Genomic DNA, 20,990 nt, shown 5'->3' with positions numbered 1-20,990 from the left:
TCAAAAAGAGACCGCCGCCCGCGAAGGGCAGGGAAAGCCTTTGGGGCGCATGCCCCAAAAATTGGCTCTCGCGCTGCAGGCGCGTGCTTAAAAAAATCAGGCAGTACCCCATTCATCCAAAAACGCCAGCTTTCGCAGGATATCCCCCTCCAAAAGCTGTTGTTCTGCCTGCATGGCAGCAGCGATATCCCCCGCCTCATGCATCGTCTGCATTTTGTACTTGTTGCCAAGCGCATTACCTTCTTCCTGCATGGAGGTCCGTGACGCCGCGCCGCTGCGTTTTTTGTGATGCACGGTCAGATGCCCTTGATAGACAGGGAAAAGCTCTGCTTCACAGAGCCGCAGGTCGTGCTCCATGTCGTCGTATTGCGAGGGTGAAAGCTGGAGGGCAAAGTCGCCGCTTTCCAGCAAAGTGGTCGTGCGGAACAGGTGACAGCATCCCGTGACCGAGGCGCAGGGGCGCATGAAGTCGAACAGTCCGGAATCCAGGGTCTGAATATGAAGATCAGACAACCTGAATGGGTTGGGGGCCGCGCGGCCGAGGTCCATGGTCGGTTCCGGGGCGGCCAGCAGATGGGTGTCCGCGCTTTGCATGAGCACCGTATTGGCGTGGTCAACCACCTTGCAGCCCCATACGCCTGCTTCAGGATATTCGTCCACAGCCGCGCCCAGACGAGGCAGCCAATCGACGGGCAATTCCACATCGTCATCAAGATAACAGATGAAATCGTGTGTCTGCACTGCCTCCAGATGCATGAGCCAGTTGCGGGCCGCTGCCGCACCGATGTTGACCGGCAACGTGATCACGGTGAAACGCGCTGCACCGAGTTCGGACGCAAAGCGCTCGCTCCACTTGTCGAGCATGTCTGCTGTGCCGTCTGTTGAGCCGTTGTTCAGGACAAAAATCGAGGCGTTGCCAAGGTCGGATTCCAGTAGCGAAGCCAGGGTCGCGTCCAGTTCAGCCGCCTTGTTCCATGAATAGAGCAGGATGGCGGTTGTGCCGGGCAGAGCCGCCCGCTTATTGCAGATACCTTTCAATGTGTCATAAGCGCGTAAAGCGAGATGTATGTTCCAGGGAGTCGCTGCTACTGCATTCATTAAAGCCTGTGCTTTCGGGGTGGCTTGCGGTGTAAACAACGCGGTCACGGTTGTTTCTGTGTCGGAAATATTTTTTTCGACACCGTTGGCGGTGTTTTTATTTAAGGATTCGGTACAAAATTCAATGTCGTTATCTATGCATCCGATAGTCGTGGCCTGTTCCATCCAATAGAGATTGTCGGGATCGTCAGCCACCGCCTGGGTGATGTACGTCTTGATGGCCGCAAAATCTCGGGTGGCCAGATGGTGTCGGTAGTCCTCCAGGTCAGCAGGGATGCGCCAGTTCGTGGACAGCGAGGTCAGCCGGGTGACTATGTCGGGGTTGAGTAGAGTGCGGATTGGCGCAAGGGCAAGGAGCTCGGCGGCCATGGCCCCGTCCAGTGGGTTCTCTCTGACCGCGGTTTCAATGGCGTTGTTGGCGATGGGGTTCAGGGCGAGGTTTCCCGAGCGCAGGCACCAGCCCGCAATGTCGAGCAGGTGGGATTTGCCTGTGAAGCCCAGGCGCAGTTTGGTCTTGAGTCCTTCAGGCAGGGCGCGCCAGGCGGCACTCAGTGAATCAGTGTTGGCACTGTCCATGGGGTTGCTCCTCGATTTCCACGGTCTGAGCGATGGCTTCCAGAGGCAGAGGGGAATTCAGCTGTTCGCCCATATAGACGCGCATGAGATTGTATCCTTTGGCTTCCGGGGTCAGCAGGGTGCGGACCACGGCTCGTCCGTTGGCGCCCAAGGCAAAACGTGTGGTTGGATTCTCTGCCATGAAGCGCATTTTTTCGGCCAGACAGGTTGAGTCCTCGGATTCGCAGAGAAAACCGGTAATGTTGTCGTGGATAATCTCCGGGATGCCGCCCACGCGGGTGCAGACCCCGGGCACCCCCAGGTCAAAGCCTTCAAGCAGGGCGTTGGGCAGGCTCTCCTTGCGTGAAGAGACCACCTGTACATCGGCAAATCTGAGTTCCTCAAGGACCTGCTCATGCGGGATGACGCCGGCGATTTTCAACCGTTCACGGACAGCGGGAGTCAGGTTGTCGGCAAACCGTTCCAGTCGGTCTTCAGGCACGCCCACGGCCACGAATTCGATGTCACGACATCCTGTGTCACACAGTTTGGCCGCGGCATCCAAAAAAACGTCAAACCCTTTGATGTCTACGGTGTTGCCTATGTAGATGAAGCGGGTACCACGCTTTTTGCGCGGTTTCGGGTCGCCGTGGTCAGGTCCGGCATAGGCGTTGTAGACCACGTTCAGCCGTTTTTTGCTGACCCAGTATCGGCGCATGACCTCGGCGCACTGGCGGGAGTTGGCAATGACGCCGTGGGACAGGGCGGTCCACAGGAAAAAGATGGCGTTGGGCCGGGAGATGACACCTCGGTTGATGAACAGCTTGAACTTCGCTCCCATGAGCCGGGCCAGCACACCCATTTTGTATGCCCTGTTGTGGAAGGTGTGCACGACATTGATCCCGTGCTGTTCGATGATACCTTTGAGGAATTTGCCAGCGCGTTTGTATTCCTTGAAATAGTCACAGTGGATGATGGTCACGTCCACGCCGTCCAGTGCTCCATTGATGGGCGTGTCCGGCGTGATCACTGCATACACCTTGAGCCCCATGGCTGCCATGGCCTTGATGTTGTTGATCATCTGGCGACTGCCGCCCGAGACCTTTGTGGAGTCCGTGGTGTAGAGCACGGCACGCACCTCTGGCCGTTTGGTGTGCAGCTTGAAAAAAAGTTTGGCAGACAAGCTGGTGCCGTACATTTTCAGTCGGGACTGTACCCATTTTCCGGTCTTGTTTTTGCCCACGCCGATGCGGTTGAGGCGGAACGGGTCTGTGCCTTTGGTGTTGGCCCACCGTTCCAGCGTGAACGCACCGACATAGCCGGCCGCTTTCAGTTCGTCCTCGGCGGCTTTGTCAAAGTTGCCCCAGGGCCAGCAGAATACCTGCTCGTCATAGCCGTTCAGTTTGCGGATGCGCTCAAGGCTTTTCTTGAAATCCTTGCGGCAGAACGCGAGCCGGTCTTCGGTGGATCGTTTGAAGAAACGGGGTTTGTCCAGCCCATCAAGAACGGGTTCAAATCCGTCATACACATACCCGCTGGAGACCTTGAATGTGGGCCAGTCTTCCTTGAATCCCGGATAGATGGACCATGCGCCCCAATGGGCGCCCTTGCCCATGGGCTGGAGCGGCTTCAGGTCGATGAACGCTCCCCTGTGGCGGCAACCGTGTGAAAAAATCTCCATCCCCTTGTCGAGCATGGCCTTGATTTCAGCTTCGTTGATGAATTGGGAAAAATCACCGTTCAGATGTGCGTCCTTGAAGGCTTGCGGCATGGTGGTCAGGGCCGGAGCGGTCTCAAAGGTGCGCACTGTGCCCGGCACGGTAAAATCCGTGAGCACGAAAAAGGTGCCTGTCATGCCCCGTTTCTCCAGTTCCGGAACCACGGTCAGCCAGTTGGAGAGGTGGCCGTCGTCAAAGGTGAGGACCACGGATTTTCCGGGGGCTTTTATCTGGCCACGGGTAACGGCCAGCAGATCCCGTGAGGAAATGGTTGAGTACCCGGCAGCGACAATGGCGTCCAGGTGCTCGCAAAAGCGTTCCGGGGTATGGCCGTCAACGTCAGAAACGTTGTGGTAACAGAGGACTGGTATGGATGTTTTGATCATTATTTTCTCATTTGCGGTTAAGCAATCGAGAAGTAGCAGATGGGGTGAAGCAGGGCAAGAAAGGAAGCTGTTCCGTAGCAAGGAGGATCATCACGGGTTTTTTCCAGTCGGTGGACTGAACGGATTGTGTCAAAGGTTGCACTCAATTATTACAATCAAGTATTTCATTATGTTAAGAAATATTTATTGATCTTCGGTGGGCCGTCTGAGGCGATTTGATGTTTTGAAATTGGACTGGTGAGTGTTTGGCGTGCACTGGAGCACGCCCCTGAATGTGCGAACCCCTTGTAAACAATCCAACTTACCGTTAATAGAAGAGATCATGTCGGCTAAAACAGTACTTTTCATCGCGGAACCCCAGTCCGTCACCGGGATATTTCCCACCTTGCAGCAAGCCGGGCTACAGGCCGGGCTGGCCGACAACCTCATGGGTGCGCTCGGGTTCATCAAGAAGTCGAATCCCTGTCTTATCTTTTGCCGTCCCGAACTTCAGGGGTTTGATGCCAAGGCCTTTCTCCAGAAGGCGCAGACCATTGAAGGCTTTCCTCCGGTGGTGATTTTTTCCGGGTCCGGCAATGCCGAGGCGGCCACGGAGTTCCTTGAGCTTGGTGCCCGCGATTACTGGATCGAGCCGCTCATCTGGGAGAAGATCAAATTGCTCATCCCCGAAGACGTGCCGGAACCGGCTGTCGAACCGGAACCCGCTGTGGTCAAAACAGCTGTGCCTTCACCGTCTTCTCATGGGAAATTTCGGATCATCGGCCGTCATAACGCCGTGCTGCGAGTGCTCGCCCTGGCTCGCCAGGTGGCTGGCAGCAAGGCGACGGTACTAATCTCCGGCGAATCCGGCACAGGTAAGGAGATGTTCGCCCGTTACCTGCATCATAATTCGAATCGGACGGACAAACCCTTTGTCGCAATCAACTGCGCGGCCCTGCCGGAACATCTGCTGGAATCGGAATTGTTCGGTCATGAAAAAGGCGCGTTTACCGGTGCCATTAATCGCAAGCTCGGCAAGTTCGAGCTGGCTGACGGCGGCACTATTCTTCTTGATGAAATCACGGAGATGGACCTGGGGCTTCAGGCCAAACTGTTGCGCGTGCTTCAGGAGTCCGAGTTCGACCGTGTGGGCGGAGTGGAAACAGTCAAGATCGATGTGCGTGTGCTGGCCACCACCAACAGGGATATCGAGACCACGGTGAACGAGGGCAAGTTCCGACAGGATCTGTTTTATCGTCTCAATGTGATTCCGCTTGCTCTGCCGCCGCTCAAGGAGCGTGGAGACGACGTCCTTCTGCTGGCTGAATACTTCACCAACAAATTTACAGCTACCTATGGACTGGGACAGCTCGCCTTTGCCGAGGATGTCAAGGATTGGCTCATGTCCTACGGCTGGCCGGGCAATGTGCGCGAGCTCCAGAACCTCATGGAGCGTGCCGTGCTGCTGGCCGGGGAAGGCCCTATACAGACCAGGCATTTTCTCATGGGCGATGAGCAGTGGACCCCCGATGATCTCGGTCAGGTCGACGCTGATCAGCAGGCCGCGAGCGAGGCCGCGGCACCGTCTTCACCGGATGAAGCGTTGTCGGTCATGCCGCTTCACGAGATGGAGAAGCGGCTCATTCTCAAGAGTCTTGAGGAGACCACCGGGAATCGTACCCGTGCGGCGGAGCTGCTCGGGATTTCCGTTCGTACCCTCAGGAACAAACTCAATGAATATAAGAAACAAGGTGTTGAAGTATAACTCTGGTTTTTTCAAACAACGAGTTGTCAATGGAGTTCGCTGGTCGCCCGAGGGGCGGCTTTTTTTTGCTATATACTTGAGTGTGAAAGGCGGCTGGCAGCGCGTCAACAGCGGGGAACAGGCTGCGCCGAAACAGGGGAAGGGGTTATTGCCCTGTGGGGTCCACGTAATAGGTGATCCGTGCCCGTGGTGAGAGGTAGTCGTGCACCTCTTTCGGCAGTTGCGCCAGACGGATGGATTTTTCCACTCTCAGGTCCGGCTCGTCCGCCAGATCAACGATGAGCGCTTCCTTCTTGGGGACGTCGGGATCATACAGGACCACGCTCGGATTGAGCTGGTTCTTGGGATTCACGGCCATGACCATGCCGATGGCGCCGTTGGACAGCTCCACCACGGTGCCGGGAGGATAGACGCCCAGGCAACGGATGAACATGGCGAGCACTTCCACGTCGTAGAGGTGTTTCTGCTGCCCGAACATGTATGAGAGCGCCAGGTAGGGCGTGAGTGACTCCAGGGGATCGGCATGATTGCAATGGTTGTCGTAGCCATTTGCCACGGCCACGATGCGGGCAAGCTTGTCGATCTGATCGTCTGCGAGTTTTTCGGGATAGCCGGAACCATCCATCCGTTCGTGATGCTGGGCCACGATGCGGGTCACTGCTTGCGGGAACAGGTGGATCTCGGCCAACAATCCTGCGCCGAAAGCAGGGTGTTGCTCCATAATATCCTGCTCCGGGCGGGTCAGTGCGCCGCGCTTCTTGAGAATCTTTTTGTCGATACGTTCTTTGCCGATGTCATGGAAAAGCGCCCCAAGGCCGAGCGCGTGCATTTCGCCGGGAGATAATCCCGACTCCTTGCCCACGATCATGGAGAGAATGGCCACATTCATGGAATGGGAATAGGTCGCCTCCTCCTTGGCCTTGACATTCATGAGGTGGAGGGTGGATTCACGATCCTCCACAAAATAAGTGGTCAGACGATCCACAAAGGCAGAGGCTTGTTCAACGGATTCGAGAGTGCCGCCGAGAACGCCAGCCAGGATTGAGTCAAAGGTCTTGATGCAGGTTAAGAATCGCTCTTCACACAGGGCTATATGATTTTTCTTCTCTTTAAGTCGACGGGTACGCTCTCTCTTGATATCCCATAAGTGGTCAATAATTTCCTGTGAGAGCGCCTTGTCCGGCTCAATAACCTTGGCCTTTTTCGCTTTTGCGGGACTCAGGGGCAGGACGTCGCATTTTTCTGGAAGGCAGAGGACATGCGTAATACCAAGGTTTTTTATGAGCTTGATCTGCTCTGCGTCCTTGATCTTGAAATGGCTGAACAGAAAAGGGTGGTCAAACCAGTTGGTTTTTTCCAGTCGGATGAAAACCCCTGGCTGTAGTTGATCTACCGAGATTCGATATTGTGTTCTGTTGTTATTCCGCATGTCATTCTATTGTACCGTATCGGGATAATATGCACAACTAATAAGAATGAGTACGGCTTGGAGGCAGTTTGTGCAGGATAGTACGTAAAATATAATTAAGTAACTATTCTCGGTTGTTTATGTTGGGGAATACGTTGACAACAATTTTTCTTTAGGGTTACTCAGAATAGTACAGGCATGCAAGGTCATGCTTCTCGGTGGCGTTGAAATATTGTTACACGGGTGCGGTTCAATGAGCGTAAAAAAAGCGCGAAATACCAAGGCAGTCACAATCTCCATTATAACGGCTTTTGTTCTTGTGTTGTCTGCCGCTGTTTTATTTAAAACAGACTTTTTCAAATCCGGGAGTTCTTCCCGAGGGCTTTCCGGTTTGGTGTTGGTTCGCGGGACGGTTTCCCTGGAGCAGTTGAAGCTTTCTCAAAAGGAAATCGCTTCCATCAACAGGGCTGTGGCGGCACATAGAGGCACCTTCACCAAGGTCAATCTGCATCTGGATGCCAAGGGCGGCGCAGACAACATAACCGATAAAACGGAAATGACGTGGTCCATGGCGTTGGAAACGCCTGGCGATTGCGAGGTCAAGTCCTGGAGCCGGAAGGTGAAACGAAGTGATCTGGTGGGGCAGATGGTCTCCTACATGCACAAGGCTGCTCGTGAATATGAGGAGTTTACAAGGTTCCCGGATGTGAATCAGAATTTTCAGACCCTGTATATCTAGGGCGCGCAACAAGAATTTTTCAAGGCTCCGATCATTTGGTCGGGGTCTTTTTTTGTGGCTGGTTGGCCTTCATGTCGTTGAGCAGAATATCGAGAGCATTCACGGAGATACGGATTTCCATGAACGAGACGACAAGGGATATGATCAGGAAAATAAGACTGGCTCCAAACAGGATCTGACCAGCCATGTATTGATCCAGGGAAATGCAGACCATGGAAAAAATGCAGCTCAGCATGGCCATGACGCCATATCCCTGCATGTGTCGGATCATGTATACGCGTCGGCGGAGATTCTCGATCTGAGCACGGACGGAATCGTCCATGGATTCACGGTACTGGTCGTGCAGGCTGCGTATGCGTCCACCCAAGGACAGGAATCGATTGGTGAAGGCCAGCATGAACAGTGAAATGGCAGGGAAAAGCAGGGCCGGGGTCGTTACGGTCATTTGCATATGAATTCTCCTGAAATATAGCCTGCTTCTTACAAAGAGGGCCACATGTGTCTCAATGGGATAACAACGGGGGACAGTGTCTGATTGGAGTTGGTGCTGCTCATTCTCGAAAGCCTTCCTGGTACGAGCGATTCATTAGCCGTGAGCACGTGGGGGCCTGGAATCCCGCCCAAGGCATGGTACTAGTGTCGGAAGTTGTGCTCCATGATCGCATCAAAACTGCCGTCCACTTTGAGGCTGTCCAAGGCTCGCTGCCATTTGGCGATGGTCTCATCCGGTATATCTCGTGAAAATGCGAGCCAGGCGCCGGACTCGGCAAACCGGATGTTGGTCCGTTCGAATTTTGTCGGATCAAGCCCGGCATCTTTCAGCATGTAATAGTATGTCCGCTCACCCATGAGAACGAGGTCAACCCTGCCTTCGTCGAGTTTTCTGTAGCTGGATTCATATGAAGGGCTGATGTCCAGATTGGTGAATCCATTGGCCGTGAGTGTCTGATGTGTATAGCCATCCTTTCGAACAGCGATGCGCTCAACTTTTTTGGCGTCATCCAGAGAGTGCAGCACAATCGGCTCACCTTTTCTTTTAAAGAAATAATCACCTTCTTCAAAGATAGGGCCGACCCATTTGAAGAGTTTTTCGCGTTTGGGGATGCGAACAATGGCAAAAAGGGCCTGCATGGATTCGTCCTTGGTCGCTTCATAAGCACGAAGCCAAGGCGCGGCCTTGATCGGATTGGAGTCGCCAACAATGGCTTGGATTGCTTTCACAACTTCAGGGGCGACGCCTTTGAGTTCACCATTTTCCTCGTATGCGAGAGGAGGGTAGATGATGACCTGCATATTGATTTGTTCTGCAATCACCTGTTTTGGTAGAAACAAGAAAAAGAGAATTAAAATTAACCTCTTAGAATCCATAAAGCCCCCATCTTCATACATGATTTGTAATCGTACAATAGCCCTTGATAGTTGTCTATAAGACTGGATAAAAGTCCCCCAGCGTTTTGGCCTGTGCCCCTGATACTCTGGTTCGGCCAGGCAATAATGGGGAAGAGGTTTCAATATACGATAAATCAATATTTTTCTGACAGCCAGCGTGTCGTGATTTTTCTTTGTCCCAATCTGACATCACAACCGCCAAAGTCGTGGTCATGGAATTGCAGGATGTGCACGCTCACTGAAAGGGGGCCTGTGGCGGTCCCGACAGACATCCCCATTCTCTGTAGCTGCTGAGACGACAATAGGGTCTGGATGTCGTACTGAAATTGCTGCCCGACAGTGCGATAAAATGGATGGTCAATCATGCAGATGAGGCATTTAGCAAGCTCCCCAAAAAAGCTCATTGGCGAATACCGGACCAGCAAGATGCACTGGCGCATTTTGACTTCGAAGGCCTCAAGAGTAGCGACGAACTGGAAACGCTCGTTGCCAAGAGGATGGATGAAATCAATGTCCCAGGCAGCGGTGCGGGTAAGACGAATCTACCAGAACTGCCAGGCTGGGAAGGTTCGCTCTCTGCCCGTAGATTGGTCCCAGGTGCAGCTTCGCACGGCAGTGATCTGCCCAGAATAATCGAGGGACAAACTTGGCTTAAAGGAACCGCAGGCAATGCCGGTAAAGTCCCTGCTCAAATAGCCGAAAAGTTGAATGGAAGAGAATTTTCAGATTTCAATAAGTTCAGGAAGGCGTTTTGGCAAGAAGTAGCAGCTGACCCTGTTTTGAGTAAGCAGTTTTCTCCTTCTAACGTTACGCTGATGAAATCTGGAAAGGCACCTTATGCTCACGAGACCCAACAAATTGGTAGCCGTGTCCAGTACGAGCTAGACCATATGGAGGAGTTACAGTATGGGGGCAGTGTGTATGATATGAATAATATATAAAAACACCATTAAATCATATCAAAGGTAAAAAGTGATGACAGTTAGAGAAAAAAAATACTAGTTAAAGCTTTGTTGCTCGGTTTTTTTACTATGAAGTTGACAGAGGAAGAGGACAGCGTCGTGTGGAAGGTGGTCAGCGATTTAGTTCCTGACCCGGCTTTTAGCGACTATATCTTTCATTCTTCGGAATTTTATGAGGAAGATATTCTAGATATTGATAGGGTGGTAGAGAAAGGTTTTGATTATAAGCCGATCGCTCTTTAGCTGTGAGGTCTAAAGCCCTTTTAGGAAGCTCATTGAACTAGTAGCACGCGAATTATGATAATCCTCATTTTGTGTTGATTCTCGGTGAAATTGGTAAAATAAAACGATATGAGCTAGGTCATATCATATCAAGGAATTGCAAAATGGTGGTGGCGTGTATGATATGAATAACATTGTAATTCGAACTCCTTATAACCATTTAAATAAGTAGTGTGTTATGAGTGATGCTGATTTGAATAGGGCCTCAGCCTTGTTTCTTTTATCTGAGTTGTTAAGCGAGCCTTTGCCTACAGAAGAAAGGTCGGATTATATCTTGTCCATTTTGGATAAAATTATACCCGACCCAAACTACATGGAATATATCTATTATTCTGATGATTTTGTTAACAAGGATGGAATATTTGATTACGAGGGATTGATTAAAAAGTGTTTTGACGATTATGAGCCAAACATTATTGCTCTTTAGAACAAAAGAAATACCTTGATAAGGGAGTGTCTGTTCTCTCTTATTATTGCTGCATTAGTTAGATCATTTGAAACCTGCCGTAAGCTTATATACATTACTATACATTTAAGACCATTAGGCCCGGTACAATTGGGCCTTTTCTTGTTAGATTCAAGGCTGGCAAGAAGTCAGTGATACATTACGTGTTTGATCCAAAAACAGGAAAGCGGATGGACTTTAAATTTGAAGTCCATAGTGACGGTACAATTACCCCTTAAAATTGCAAAGCCAAAAGGAGAAAGCACTATGCTCTTGGAGTGTATTGGTAATACTCGCGAGCACCTCACAATTGCCCTTTGGTTTACCTTATGAGTGTCGTTGACAGGGTCAAAAAGGCCCGACTGGGTTTCTTTGAATGAGAAACCTGCCATTAGTTCCCCTCACGTTCTATTGCCCTGATTTCATCATTGACACCTTCGATATCGAACATTTCGATACTCTTGATCAATTTTCGATATTTGGAAATGTCTTTTGTTACGTACACTCCATTTTTGTAAAAAAGTGCCAATTGAAGTATTGAATAAGGAGATCCAAGATTCGCAGATTCCTTTATATACCCAACACCTTTCACTTCATCCTGCGGTAGCCCAGCCCCGAGTATATAGGCCATTCCGAGGTCGTACAAAGCTGTTGGGTCCTTGCCCTCGGCCGCCAATCCACGATATTCATTCGCGGCTTGTTTATTAACTGGAGTTCCAACACCTCTATCGTATAATCTACTAAGCACATATTGAGCGTGATAGTGCCCACTGTCTGCTGCTAATTTAAGCCAAAAGACGGCACTTTCTTTTCTGATATTCCCGACAAGACTCCCCAGAGCCATCATTCCTAAATTAAATTGGGCGTTTGTATCGCCATCGAGTGACAGTGAATGATATATTCTATATGCTTCAGCATATTCGCCAGCAGCCATATGCCTACAGGCATCTTCATATTGGCCTGCGAAAGCTACATTTACGCAAAGAACAAGAATTACAATTGAGAATTGGAGTTTACACCAAAGCAATCGAGTGTGTGTTGGAGTCATGGTTTACCTCAATATTGATCGCTATTAATGAATCCCTATCCTAGTGCGTAGTTACCGCCGGTCTGTCTAAATCCACATTTCCTTAAAAAACGGTCAGTCCTTGTTAAATTGACGCCTGAAGTAACATGAATACATATATCTACAGCGCCATTCAATTTAGACCACCGTATATAAGCATCAAGTAGCTTTATAGCTGCCAAGCTTCCTCTTCTCCTTTTTTTCTCTATCTGCGTAAATACCTCCACCTATACCCGCAACATACCCACCAAAAGCATCATATTTAGACATATACTATCCGTCGTATTTTTTGGCCTTCATAAAGCCAGTTAGACATACAAGGACAAATGGAAACACGGACAAAAAAATTGACAGCCATTTACTCAAGCCAAAACGAATACCAACTCGGTTAAAAATATAAATAAAAAACAGAATGTTAACAAAAGGCAGAAACATTATTAAACAGGCCATTTTGGGCAGCCCTGCGATATCCATATACCTATAAGGCAGAAGCATATCATAGGCTTCATATCCGGCCTTTTCATAAGTTTTACTAAGGCCGACCAAATACATGATCATTATTATCGTCATGATCCATGGTGACATAAAAATAAATACCTTTTTTAATACAGCTTATGTTAAACTTCAAAGAGGTGTGCTTAAAAAGGAAAAGGGAGTAAATACTATTTTTAAACCCATTAATGGATAGAGCCCAGAGGTTGATAGTTTATGCCACACCTGTCTGCACTTTTTACCACTCCACAACAGCCATGCCGCTGCCGTCCTGTGCCGGTTGCACGGTCTTGACCTTCTGCCCTTTGAACACGTTTTCGCGAAGCTCTTTCAAAATATCTTCACCCCCACCGAACGGCGCAACAAGATCAACAAGCCAGAAGCGGTTTTTATTACCTGCCAAACAACTGTGGGCGAACAATAAAGTTGTTAACTGAGAGGGGGCGGAATCCCACATTTTTCGCAGTGGAAAATCAGGTGTCAAACAATAAAGTTGTTAACAGGTGATCATAGTTTGTGCGGCGGGACTGTCCACCTTAATAACGCTGCTCAGTGGTCCAAAGGATGGGGGGAGGGGCAGTAATTACCGCCTAAGCTACCCATTATTTTGCCTCCTTAAGAGGAAATAGTTGCTCTTCGATGATATCATGATACAGATGAATGCTTGATTTGATAGTTTGTGGGCCTCCAACGATACTCATGATAGTATTCCCGTTTAAAGAGTCTATTTTAACTATACCAGCGGTTGGAAGATGTTTTAGCTGGTATTTAGCCATTATTAATTGGCGTTTTTTTTCTGAAATATCTCTATCTATTGGGTATACAACAATGTTGACTGGACCGAATTTTTTGTAAATTGTGTATATTACTGTGGCAAGACCATGTAATTCACGGTTTTTTTTGGTGCTACAAAAGAGGAGGAAATAAATACCATCTTTAGATACTATTTCTTTAAAGGTAGTGTCATTGACATATGTTGCATTCATTTTGTTTAGTAAAGATGCTGGATCGCGTCCAAAGTTATCAATAATTATGTCTTCGCAATATCCAGTGGTTGCTAACATGGATGAAAAACATACCAACAGTAAAATTAAAATTTTTATCTTTTTCATTCTTGATCCATCTCTATGTATTTTGTAATATGATACTGATTCTGCTTACAATTTATTTTTATTACAATTTAACAACAGTCATTCCACTTCCATCAGGCGCAAGTTGCACAGTTTTGATTTTCTGCCCTTTGAATACATTCTCGCGAAGCTCTTTCAAAATATCTTCACCCCCACCGAACGGCGCAACAAGATCAACAAGCCAGAAGCGGTTTTTAGTACCTGCCAAACAACTGTGGGCGAACAATAAAGTTGCTAACAGATGATCATTGTTGTGCGGCGGGACTGTCCACCATAAAAACGCTGCTCAGCGGTCCAACAAAGTGGACCTACTTCTCTTCTCTAGCCAGTGCCATGGTTTTCTCGCGCTGATCCGCAGCAAGATCAGCAGCAGTATTCCTCCCTGGGGATTGTGCAATTTTTCCTATCACATCCGCGAGCTTATCCCAAATTGAGTTAGAATCTCCACTCATTTTGCCCTACCTTTGGTACAAATAAATATAAGCATCAAAAAACCACCCAAAATTGCTATGCAGTCATAAAAACTATATTTAGCGGTTAGATTTGATAAGTGCCAAATACAACCATACCCAGCCTGCAACAATAGAGGGATTATCCATCCCACTCCCCCTAGGACCCACCAAGTCCGACCTGTGAATGTAAGTGCTATTGAAACAATATTGAAAACAATCGACAGAAATGAAAAGACGATATTCCAAAAAGTAAAAACCAAAACAACGTCGTCTAGCCCGAATGGACTAAAGTTAACTGGTAATGCTATCGACAGAAAGAACAACCTATCTGATACATTTTGTATTTGTACGCCTATGATAAAAACCATCGTTACAGAGATGTAAAATGTCTTGATATCATAGTCTTGTTTAATATGTTGAATTAAAGTCATGATAAAAACAAAACCTCAAAATGTAATAATACATTGGTCTATTTGTATGAACAACTACACAGAACCACTTTTAAACAATTTAATCGCTAATAAAAACATGAAAACAGATAGAATTAATAAAAAAACATCATCTATTATTTGTGTAAATAAAATATGATAGACATGAAAAAAAATGGTACAACTAGTTTTTATAGATACAATTATCCATCCAAAAAAACCTAGCAAGTACATTTTACGATATTTATAAGTAAACAAAGAAGAGCATAGGTTTAAAATGAATGAAATCAAAATTAGTCCCATGCTAAATACGGCTGCATTTGTATTTGAATCGACTCCTTGTGTCATCGAATGTACTATGTAGAGCAGTTCAGGTAGTTGCACAAAATAGAGATAAGCTATTGTTGTCGTTGAAAACAAGGTCCGCATGTCCAGAGAAAAAGAAGAAAACGGCGGCATCTTAATAGACGACGAACTACTATTAATGGGCATAAAGTAGTATACTCCCTTACTAATTATGGAAAAGGTTAATTTTTCAATTAAGACCAGATTCCCGAAGAGGCGGCCTGATTTTTCTGTTGTTTTGAACTTTCGGGGGGCACATCACCAATCACCACCAACAGCAGTCATCCCATTCCCACCAGGAACCATCTGCACCGTTTTAATCTTCTGCCCCTTGAGCACATTCTCGCGAAGCTCTTTCAAAATATCTTCACCCCCACCGAACGGCGCAACAAGATCAACAAGCCAGAGCTGTTCGCCCGACTTCCAATCATCGGGCTTGAGCCGGCTGGCTCCAGCGGCCAGTCGTTCCTCGACCTCGTCGGAACAAGCAATATCAATGGGGGGGCTTTTTGAAAAGGCTAAATTGTCGCAGCTGAAGTGGTCAACCAATGACCTGCGCCGGTCGCCCCCCCCTAGGGGGAGCTATGCTGAGGGCTGGACAACCTCAGCAGTTGGAGTGCAGACTAACATAAGCCCGGTACATAAACTGGGGGTGGGTCACCATTGATCTGCTCCCGTGAAATAGGCCCACCGACAGCGTGAGTTTTTTCCAGCGAAACCGTCCCTTGGAAGGGACATCTCTTACTGTCAGCCATGGCTTGTAGTCGCGCTCCCTGCTGGAATCGCGTCCTTCCTAGACCCACCGTTGAAACGTTGTCTCCGAATGGGAGTACCTCTTTTTAGCCATGAATAAAGCCGCTCCTGGTTGTTTCCATTTTCAGGATCACCAGAAGCGGCTTTTGTTAACAACTTTATTGTGTCGTTAACAACTTTATTGTGTCGTTAACGACTGTATTGTCATGTTAACAACTTTATTGTCACGCTACAAAAGTGTGGGAGAACAATAAAGTTGTTAACTAAAATGCCCCGATGTTGTTGTTTTCCATGGCTGATATTTAGTAGCTGAACAATAAAGTTCTTAACTGTGTGATTGCGACGCTCCCTTCTGATAAATTTTCTTAACAATAAAGTTGTTAACTAGTCTTCGAGACATGACTCCGCGTTGAGGCGTCAAAAATGTTTAAAGGTTTTTCAAAAGGGTTGATTAAAACGTATTGCCAACTTCTTCACCGCGAACCACTTTGCCGACTAACTCTCCTAGTTTTTCCAAGTCTTCTTTGGATAATGGCTGCCCTGCTTGATAAAGCCGATTTAAGGCTCTCTGCATAAGCAAAGCAAAAGCGAATTCAGGATTTTCATCCGGTGGCATCTTTTCCCCAAGTCTATATTCTGTTCCAGATTGTGAGATCACAACGGCGTGTTCCAAGCACTGAGTCGGGTTCACCCCATTGGTAATAATCGGACCATCTTGTATACTTGGATGGCCTGTACATGTTCCAGCGAGGAACGAATCCCCATTAGGTGTCTTGAGCAAACGCCAGTTGTCGAGCACGGGCATGATCTCTCCTTGGAAGTAGACGATACAGCCATTGCGGTTTTTGGTCAAAAATTGAGATGAAAGGAGATATCTCGGCCCTTTGGACCACGAAGCTAGCTGTCGACCTGAGGCGGGGATAAGTTTAATGGAGACCTGCCTAAACATGCCCACATCTCTGGACCACGGGCAGCGAGTTAACCTCTGGGCAGGTTTACATACTCAAACCTCGGATTCACAAAGAGATATGCATTTATCAGGACGATTGTGATGGGGATTATTTCTTTCCATCATCCTCAGAATTGCGTCCTTTGTCGTATCCATCTTTAAACTCTCCTGGGAGTTCCTTGATCTCTTTAACGGTTTTTCCAGTCGCTTCGCCTATCTTGGCGCAGCCCAAGGCGGAACAGAGGAGAGTGATGGCAACTAGCAAGACAAGTATCTTTTTCATGTTAGATTCTCCATAAGATATTGTTGGGATGACTATACATGAGTCGTGGCTGCATGAAAAGTCTGTGGCTACCAGTCAGTTTGTTTGCCGAGGCTATTCACAGGGAGCTTTGGGCCAAAGGTCCAGATCATGGGCTGTTCGTGTGGGGATAGGCGTTCTTTAGCCCATTTACGGAGCGAGGCATCCATGTCTTCCTGTGCATTCTTTGCCAATACAATAAAGATCTTGAGGCGCTGCCCTTCGTCCGGCCGCATAAGCCGGACGGCGCAGTCATCCACATCCGGGTGCTCCAGAAGCGCTGCACGGACTCTGGACGGGTACACGTTTATGCCCGCCACCTGCACGGCATTGTCGGTTCGCCGTTCGGGAATGAATGTATCCTTTTGCCATTTCAGGAGGTCTTGTAACTCATAGCGGTGCAGATCCTCATCGGAATGAGGACGGAGCAGGACAGAATCGCTGTCGGTTTTCTTCCAGTGCGGGAGCAAAGTGTAATTGTCCTGCGGGGAAGTCCGGTAGCCAATACCCCCTGTTTCCGAAGACCCGTAGATCTCGTACATCCGGTCGAGGCCATGTGCTTTGAGCGAGGTGATCACTTGCGCCGAACAAGGGCCGGTTGAGGTCGCTCCGTGCAAGCCATGGCCGAATGTGGCGTGCATCTCCGTCAGTTTTTCCCAGAGCAGAGGGAAGGCCACGATGAGGTCGCCATCTCTCAGGGACGAGGTCATGCCCGGAAAGGGCTGGGGGGCTTCCCAGCGCACTTCGACTCCCATTACCTTGGGGAGCAGGATGGAAAAGAGGAATCCGTAAATGTGATGTCTGGGCACATAGCTGACAATGCGTTTTCGGTCTCGAAAAATCTCGGCAAGGGCAATCGTTTCCTGAACGTGAAGATCATAATCATGAGTTGAGGGCTTGGGGGCACCGGTACTGCCAGAGGTGAAAAAGGTGATCTTATCTCCGTTGTCTCGCCAATGCTCAAAGAGTGCATTGGTCAGTTCTGCAAGCGAAGCTGTGTCTGTGTTGTCAAGCTGAGGCGCATGAAACATGGCGCCGATGGTCTTGAGGGCAGAGTCGAAGTCCGGGATCGTGTCAGGGGAGGGTACAAAATGAGCGGGAAGGCTCGCGCCTTTGGCAAACTGCATACGAGAATCGTACGAGAGCTGTGCCATAAGTAAACTGGAGAGCATCTCCTGAATATCGCTGGCGGTCAGTGAAAGAGCGTCCATACTATGCCTTCGAGACTCGGATGGTTGCGGAGCCATCCCGGCACAATGTGGCCGGGGCACCGTTTCTGACCAACAATGTGGCCGCGACCATGTCGAACGCTGCGACAACCGGGATATCGCCCCAGAGCGGGGCCATAGAGAATGCGTCCTGGGCCATTGGTTCCGCTGTGTTGAGTTCTACCTGGATGGTGGAAGGGGCGGCTTTGGTTAGCAGAAAGAAAGCACATCCTTCACCAACCTGTCTGGCGGGGTGCCCCCTTTCTTGTGCGAGCCGTTCTCCATTTTCGATCAAAAGCTGTGTGGATTCATCCATGGCGCCGAAAAGGACAGTCGTAACCCTTTGCTCCATCAGCCAGAGAGCGGCTGTCCTCAATCCGGCAATGACCGGTTCATTGAGCTGGCAGATGGTTGTTTGTGGGCAGGGCCGCCCAAGCATCATTGAAAGGACGCCTGCGGGTATGTTGTGGACCGAGTGAGAGAAAGAGAGGGGCGAGGCAAGGTGCGCGCCGTCGTCTATGATGGAGTCCAGAAAGTCGAATGTGGTTTCGGACGGGCCGTATCCCGAGCTTATGATGATACCCATGTCGTCTGGGAGTGGTGCCAGTTGGTTTGCATCCTCCAAGGTTCGGTGAGCCGCGAGCAACCCCATGCGGGTGAAGTGGTCTATACGCCGCAATTTCCGGGGAGGGAGGTAGTTGATCAGATCTTCGGTGTTGGCAGGTCGCGCTTCGGATGATCGGGGCAGTTGGTCGTTTATTACCGCCCTTAGTTCTGCTATACCGCCCAGCTGGGTGGAGAGGCCCATTCCGAGAAGGGACATTTTCATGAGCGAGGCCCTCCCTGAATGATGAGGACTGAATTATTGCCGCCAAAGGCCAGTGATTGGGAAAGGCCATAGTTGGCTGAAAGTTGTGTCCTCGTCTTGACCGGACTGCGACCGATGGCAGGGTCGGTTTCGGCATGCCCTTTGCTTGGTGGGAGTTCACCCCGTTCCATACACGCCAGCGTAAAGGCTGCCTCGATGGCACCAGCTGCGCCGAGAGTATGGCCGGTGAATCCTTTGGTGGCGGAAAATGGAGTGTCTGGAAACCGCTGAGCAAGGACCACCCCTTCCACAGTGTCATTGGCCGGAGTACCAGTACCGTGGACATTGATGCAATCGATTTGGGAGGCATCCAGATGTGCTTGGCCGAGGGCCGCGTCCAAAGCCATGTTGAGTCCACGCGCTTCTGGGTGGGGGGCGGTGAGATGGTGTGCATCGCCACAGGTTCCGTATCCCAAAAGCATACCTCGTTGAGCGCAGGAGAGTGCTTTGGCGGTTTTATCGGTGGCGAGTATGAGTACGCCAGCCCCTTCTCCGAGATTGAGCCCCTTGCGGTGCGCATCGAAGGGTTTACATGCCTCCGGGCTACTGATCATGAGGCGGACAAATCCGTTATAAGATATGGGGCTGAGTTCGTCGGTACCTCCTGTCACCACGATGTCACAGAGGCCATGGCGAACCCAGGCCGCACCAATACCGATGGCGTCTGCACCCGAAGAGCAGGCATTCACCACCGTTTGATGGGGGCCGTTGAAACCATATTTGCGGGCAAGATATTGTGACGGATTGCTTGTGAGATAGCGGTGAATAGGCTCAAGATCCGGTGTCTTCCCCTGTTTTCTCTCTCTATAGAAATCAATGAAGTTCAGCGATGCCCCTACTGAAGTGCCTATGCACACGCCAACATTAAAGGGCGCGAGGTCGTGTGATGAGAGGTGTGCACCAGTCAAGGCGTCGGCGAAAGCACGTTCAAGGAGTTGGACCGAGCGACTGACATATGTGTTCGAGTCGGCGAGTGCTGTATCTGGTACTTCAAAGACAGGGTAGGAGACAGGATGCTCACACGAGAAGTGAGTCGGAGCACTGGGGGCCCCTTCTCCTCGGAACATGGACTCGATACAATGGTCAATGGTCTCTCCGGCTGCGCATATGCACCCGACCCCGATGATGGACGCTCCCGCCTGAGGCATTGTTACTGATTTTCCTGAATGAAAGCGGTGAGTGAATTGATCGACTGGAGCGCCTTTTGGCCCTGTTCCATGTCTTGGATTTCAGCCTTGAAAAATTTGTGTATCAGCACAACTATTTCCACCGCGTCCAGAGAGTCCAGGCCCAATCCTTCATCGCCGAACAGGGGGGCCTCGTCATCAATTTCAGCAGGGTTTATATCTATCAGGTCGAGTTCTTTTACCAAAGTCGCTTTGATTTGTTCTTTTAAATCCATTTGTTATTCTTCTTTTTCCCACATGTTGTAAAAATTGTAGAATTGCCAGGGGTGGTGTTCGGTGAATTCCTCCAGCCCTTTGGCAAAGCATTGAGCGTAGGGTTGATATATCTGGGCATTTCTCCCCATGTTCTCGGGGACATCAATTACCCTTGAAATCCAGATTCGTCCATACCCAGCACCGGTGCGGTGCGAGAAAGTCACGACGATGGGGACATTGAGGTTGGAAGCGAGTTTGTATGCGCTTATGGGGAGAGGGATAGTGCCACCCATGAAGTCCACATCAACGACGTTTTTGGTGCTGCCGAAGCTTCGGTCGCCCATGATGCAGAGGAGCCCAGCCTGTTTGAGGACGGTCATCATTTCCAGTGTGCCGCCCATGGCAGAGCGTGGATCGATAATGGAAAACCCTGGATGCTCGTTTCCATCGTCATGCTCGTAGTAGTGTTTGTCCACATCCTTGCGGTTGTTGTACATGACGATGGCTTTGGGGCCATCGATCTTGTTGAGGACTGACATGCCGAGCTGCCAGCACCCGACGTGCCCGGTGATCAATATGAGACCGCGCCCTTGGGCCGCGAGGTCGACAAGAGTCTGGAAATCTTCGGGGGATGCATCGAGAGAAAACTGGCCGAGTATGCCCATAACCGCACGGTCCACGAGCATCTTGCCGAATTCCATATGCAGTTTGAAGCAATCAACAAACTGGCCGAGGGCCCCCCTGTCTCCGAATCTGCGACGGCGATATTCAGCTGAACGGCGGCGGATATTTGGACGCAGGGTGTAGAAGGGCACCACAAAGAAGAGCATGCAATAGGCCAGGGGACGGCCTGCCAATCGGATCGCCTGATAAAACAAGGAATGGGCAAA

The 20,990-nt window shown here is 49.7% G+C and carries 22 protein-coding genes; 4 read left to right on the top strand and 18 right to left on the bottom strand.

The genetic code is table 11. The features are described 5' to 3' along the window. Nucleotides 1-96: 96 nt before the first annotated feature. Together SRBAKS_RS08660 and SRBAKS_RS08655 are read right to left on the bottom strand one after the other, a co-directional pair. Nucleotides 97-1,674, bottom strand: a complete 1,578-nt coding sequence (locus tag SRBAKS_RS08660; RefSeq protein WP_229596474.1) for a glycosyltransferase family 2 protein — start codon at nucleotides 1,672-1,674, stop codon at nucleotides 97-99. Next, nucleotides 1,655-3,757, bottom strand: coding sequence for a glycosyltransferase (locus SRBAKS_RS08655; protein ID WP_229596465.1), 2,103 nt, complete (start codon nucleotides 3,755-3,757; stop codon nucleotides 1,655-1,657). The genes SRBAKS_RS08660 and SRBAKS_RS08655 overlap by 20 nt, the downstream gene beginning before the upstream one ends. Nucleotides 3,758-4,079: 322 nt before the next feature. On the opposite strand from SRBAKS_RS08655, the gene SRBAKS_RS08650 reads away from it, so the two are divergent. Beyond that, entirely contained in the window at nucleotides 4,080-5,501 is a 1,422-nt protein-coding gene (locus SRBAKS_RS08650; RefSeq protein ID WP_229596463.1) for a sigma-54 dependent transcriptional regulator, read from the top strand. A 145-nt stretch (nucleotides 5,502-5,646) separates the two neighbouring features. Here the strand turns inward: SRBAKS_RS08650 and SRBAKS_RS08645 are convergent, their stop codons facing one another. After that, a complete protein-coding gene (locus tag SRBAKS_RS08645) occupies nucleotides 5,647-6,930 on the bottom strand; it encodes a cyclic di-GMP phosphodiesterase (protein WP_229596461.1) in 1,284 nt (427 codons plus the stop codon). A 232-nt stretch (nucleotides 6,931-7,162) separates the two neighbouring features. Between SRBAKS_RS08645 and SRBAKS_RS08640 the strand changes: the two genes are divergently transcribed. Continuing rightward, nucleotides 7,163-7,648: a hypothetical protein gene (locus SRBAKS_RS08640; protein WP_229596459.1), complete on the top strand. Its 486-nt coding sequence runs from the start codon at nucleotides 7,163-7,165 to the stop codon at nucleotides 7,646-7,648. Between the two features lie 31 nt (nucleotides 7,649-7,679). Here the strand turns inward: SRBAKS_RS08640 and SRBAKS_RS08635 are convergent, their stop codons facing one another. Both SRBAKS_RS08635 and SRBAKS_RS08630 read right to left on the bottom strand, forming a co-directional pair. After that, on the bottom strand, nucleotides 7,680-8,099 hold the full coding sequence (locus SRBAKS_RS08635) for a DUF2721 domain-containing protein (RefSeq protein ID WP_229596457.1): 420 nt from the start codon (nucleotides 8,097-8,099) through the stop codon (nucleotides 7,680-7,682). Between the two features lie 182 nt (nucleotides 8,100-8,281). Next, nucleotides 8,282-8,941 carry a substrate-binding periplasmic protein gene (locus SRBAKS_RS08630; protein ID WP_229596455.1) on the bottom strand — a complete coding sequence of 220 codons (660 nt, stop codon included), beginning with the start codon at nucleotides 8,939-8,941 and terminating at the stop codon, nucleotides 8,282-8,284. A gap of 449 nt (nucleotides 8,942-9,390) precedes the next feature. Here SRBAKS_RS08630 and SRBAKS_RS08625 point away from each other — a divergent pair, with 449 nt between their 5' ends. Further along, nucleotides 9,391-9,978, top strand: a complete 588-nt coding sequence (locus SRBAKS_RS08625; protein ID WP_229596453.1) for a hypothetical protein — start codon at nucleotides 9,391-9,393, stop codon at nucleotides 9,976-9,978. Nucleotides 9,979-10,459: 481 nt separating this feature from the next. Beyond that, nucleotides 10,460-10,708 carry a hypothetical protein gene (locus SRBAKS_RS08620; protein WP_229596451.1) on the top strand — a complete coding sequence of 83 codons (249 nt, stop codon included), beginning with the start codon at nucleotides 10,460-10,462 and terminating at the stop codon, nucleotides 10,706-10,708. Nucleotides 10,709-11,117: 409 nt separating this feature from the next. Here the strand turns inward: SRBAKS_RS08620 and SRBAKS_RS08615 are convergent, their stop codons facing one another. The 13 genes from SRBAKS_RS08615 to SRBAKS_RS08560 form a co-directional block, all read right to left on the bottom strand. Beyond that, a complete protein-coding gene (locus SRBAKS_RS08615; protein ID WP_229596449.1) occupies nucleotides 11,118-11,774 on the bottom strand; it encodes a tetratricopeptide repeat protein in 657 nt (218 codons plus the stop codon). A 291-nt stretch (nucleotides 11,775-12,065) separates the two neighbouring features. After that, nucleotides 12,066-12,266 (bottom strand): DUF5684 domain-containing protein, encoded by a 201-nt coding sequence (locus tag SRBAKS_RS17945; RefSeq protein WP_430709115.1) that lies wholly within the window; start codon nucleotides 12,264-12,266, stop codon nucleotides 12,066-12,068. A gap of 256 nt (nucleotides 12,267-12,522) precedes the next feature. Continuing rightward, on the bottom strand, nucleotides 12,523-12,687 hold the full coding sequence (locus SRBAKS_RS08610) for a toxin-activating lysine-acyltransferase (RefSeq protein ID WP_229596447.1): 165 nt from the start codon (nucleotides 12,685-12,687) through the stop codon (nucleotides 12,523-12,525). Between the two features lie 199 nt (nucleotides 12,688-12,886). Continuing rightward, nucleotides 12,887-13,396 (bottom strand): hypothetical protein, encoded by a 510-nt coding sequence (locus tag SRBAKS_RS08605; RefSeq protein WP_229596445.1) that lies wholly within the window; start codon nucleotides 13,394-13,396, stop codon nucleotides 12,887-12,889. A gap of 61 nt (nucleotides 13,397-13,457) precedes the next feature. Beyond that, a complete protein-coding gene (locus tag SRBAKS_RS17845) occupies nucleotides 13,458-13,622 on the bottom strand; it encodes a toxin-activating lysine-acyltransferase (protein ID WP_283816558.1) in 165 nt (54 codons plus the stop codon). A gap of 1,275 nt (nucleotides 13,623-14,897) precedes the next feature. Continuing rightward, on the bottom strand, nucleotides 14,898-15,188 hold the full coding sequence (locus SRBAKS_RS08595) for a toxin-activating lysine-acyltransferase (protein WP_229596427.1): 291 nt from the start codon (nucleotides 15,186-15,188) through the stop codon (nucleotides 14,898-14,900). 655 nt (nucleotides 15,189-15,843) lie between these two features. After that, a complete protein-coding gene (locus tag SRBAKS_RS08590; RefSeq protein ID WP_229596426.1) occupies nucleotides 15,844-16,197 on the bottom strand; it encodes a hypothetical protein in 354 nt (117 codons plus the stop codon). A 253-nt stretch (nucleotides 16,198-16,450) separates the two neighbouring features. Beyond that, nucleotides 16,451-16,624: a hypothetical protein gene (locus SRBAKS_RS08585; protein ID WP_229596424.1), complete on the bottom strand. Its 174-nt coding sequence runs from the start codon at nucleotides 16,622-16,624 to the stop codon at nucleotides 16,451-16,453. A 68-nt stretch (nucleotides 16,625-16,692) separates the two neighbouring features. Next, nucleotides 16,693-17,853, bottom strand: coding sequence for an AMP-binding protein (locus tag SRBAKS_RS08580; protein WP_229596422.1), 1,161 nt, complete (start codon nucleotides 17,851-17,853; stop codon nucleotides 16,693-16,695). A 1-nt stretch (nucleotide 17,854) separates the two neighbouring features. Then, the gene (locus tag SRBAKS_RS08575) at nucleotides 17,855-18,679 is read right to left on the bottom strand and encodes a beta-ketoacyl synthase chain length factor (protein ID WP_229596420.1); all 825 of its coding nucleotides are present in this window, start codon (nucleotides 18,677-18,679) and stop codon (nucleotides 17,855-17,857) included. Beyond that, on the bottom strand, nucleotides 18,676-19,866 hold the full coding sequence (locus SRBAKS_RS08570; protein WP_229596411.1) for a beta-ketoacyl-[acyl-carrier-protein] synthase family protein: 1,191 nt from the start codon (nucleotides 19,864-19,866) through the stop codon (nucleotides 18,676-18,678). The genes SRBAKS_RS08575 and SRBAKS_RS08570 overlap by 4 nt, the downstream gene beginning before the upstream one ends. A 2-nt stretch (nucleotides 19,867-19,868) precedes the next feature. Then, entirely contained in the window at nucleotides 19,869-20,120 is a 252-nt protein-coding gene (locus SRBAKS_RS08565) for a phosphopantetheine-binding protein (protein ID WP_229596408.1), read from the bottom strand. Between the two features lie 3 nt (nucleotides 20,121-20,123). Beyond that, nucleotides 20,124-20,957: a lysophospholipid acyltransferase family protein gene (locus SRBAKS_RS08560; RefSeq protein WP_229596397.1), complete on the bottom strand. Its 834-nt coding sequence runs from the start codon at nucleotides 20,955-20,957 to the stop codon at nucleotides 20,124-20,126. Nucleotides 20,958-20,990 lie beyond the last annotated feature (33 nt).

The sequence above is a fragment of the Pseudodesulfovibrio sediminis genome (assembly GCF_020886695.1).
Taxonomy (GTDB): domain Bacteria; phylum Desulfobacterota; class Desulfovibrionia; order Desulfovibrionales; family Desulfovibrionaceae; genus Pseudodesulfovibrio; species Pseudodesulfovibrio sediminis.
This window is presented reverse-complemented; position numbering and strand designations above follow the sequence as displayed.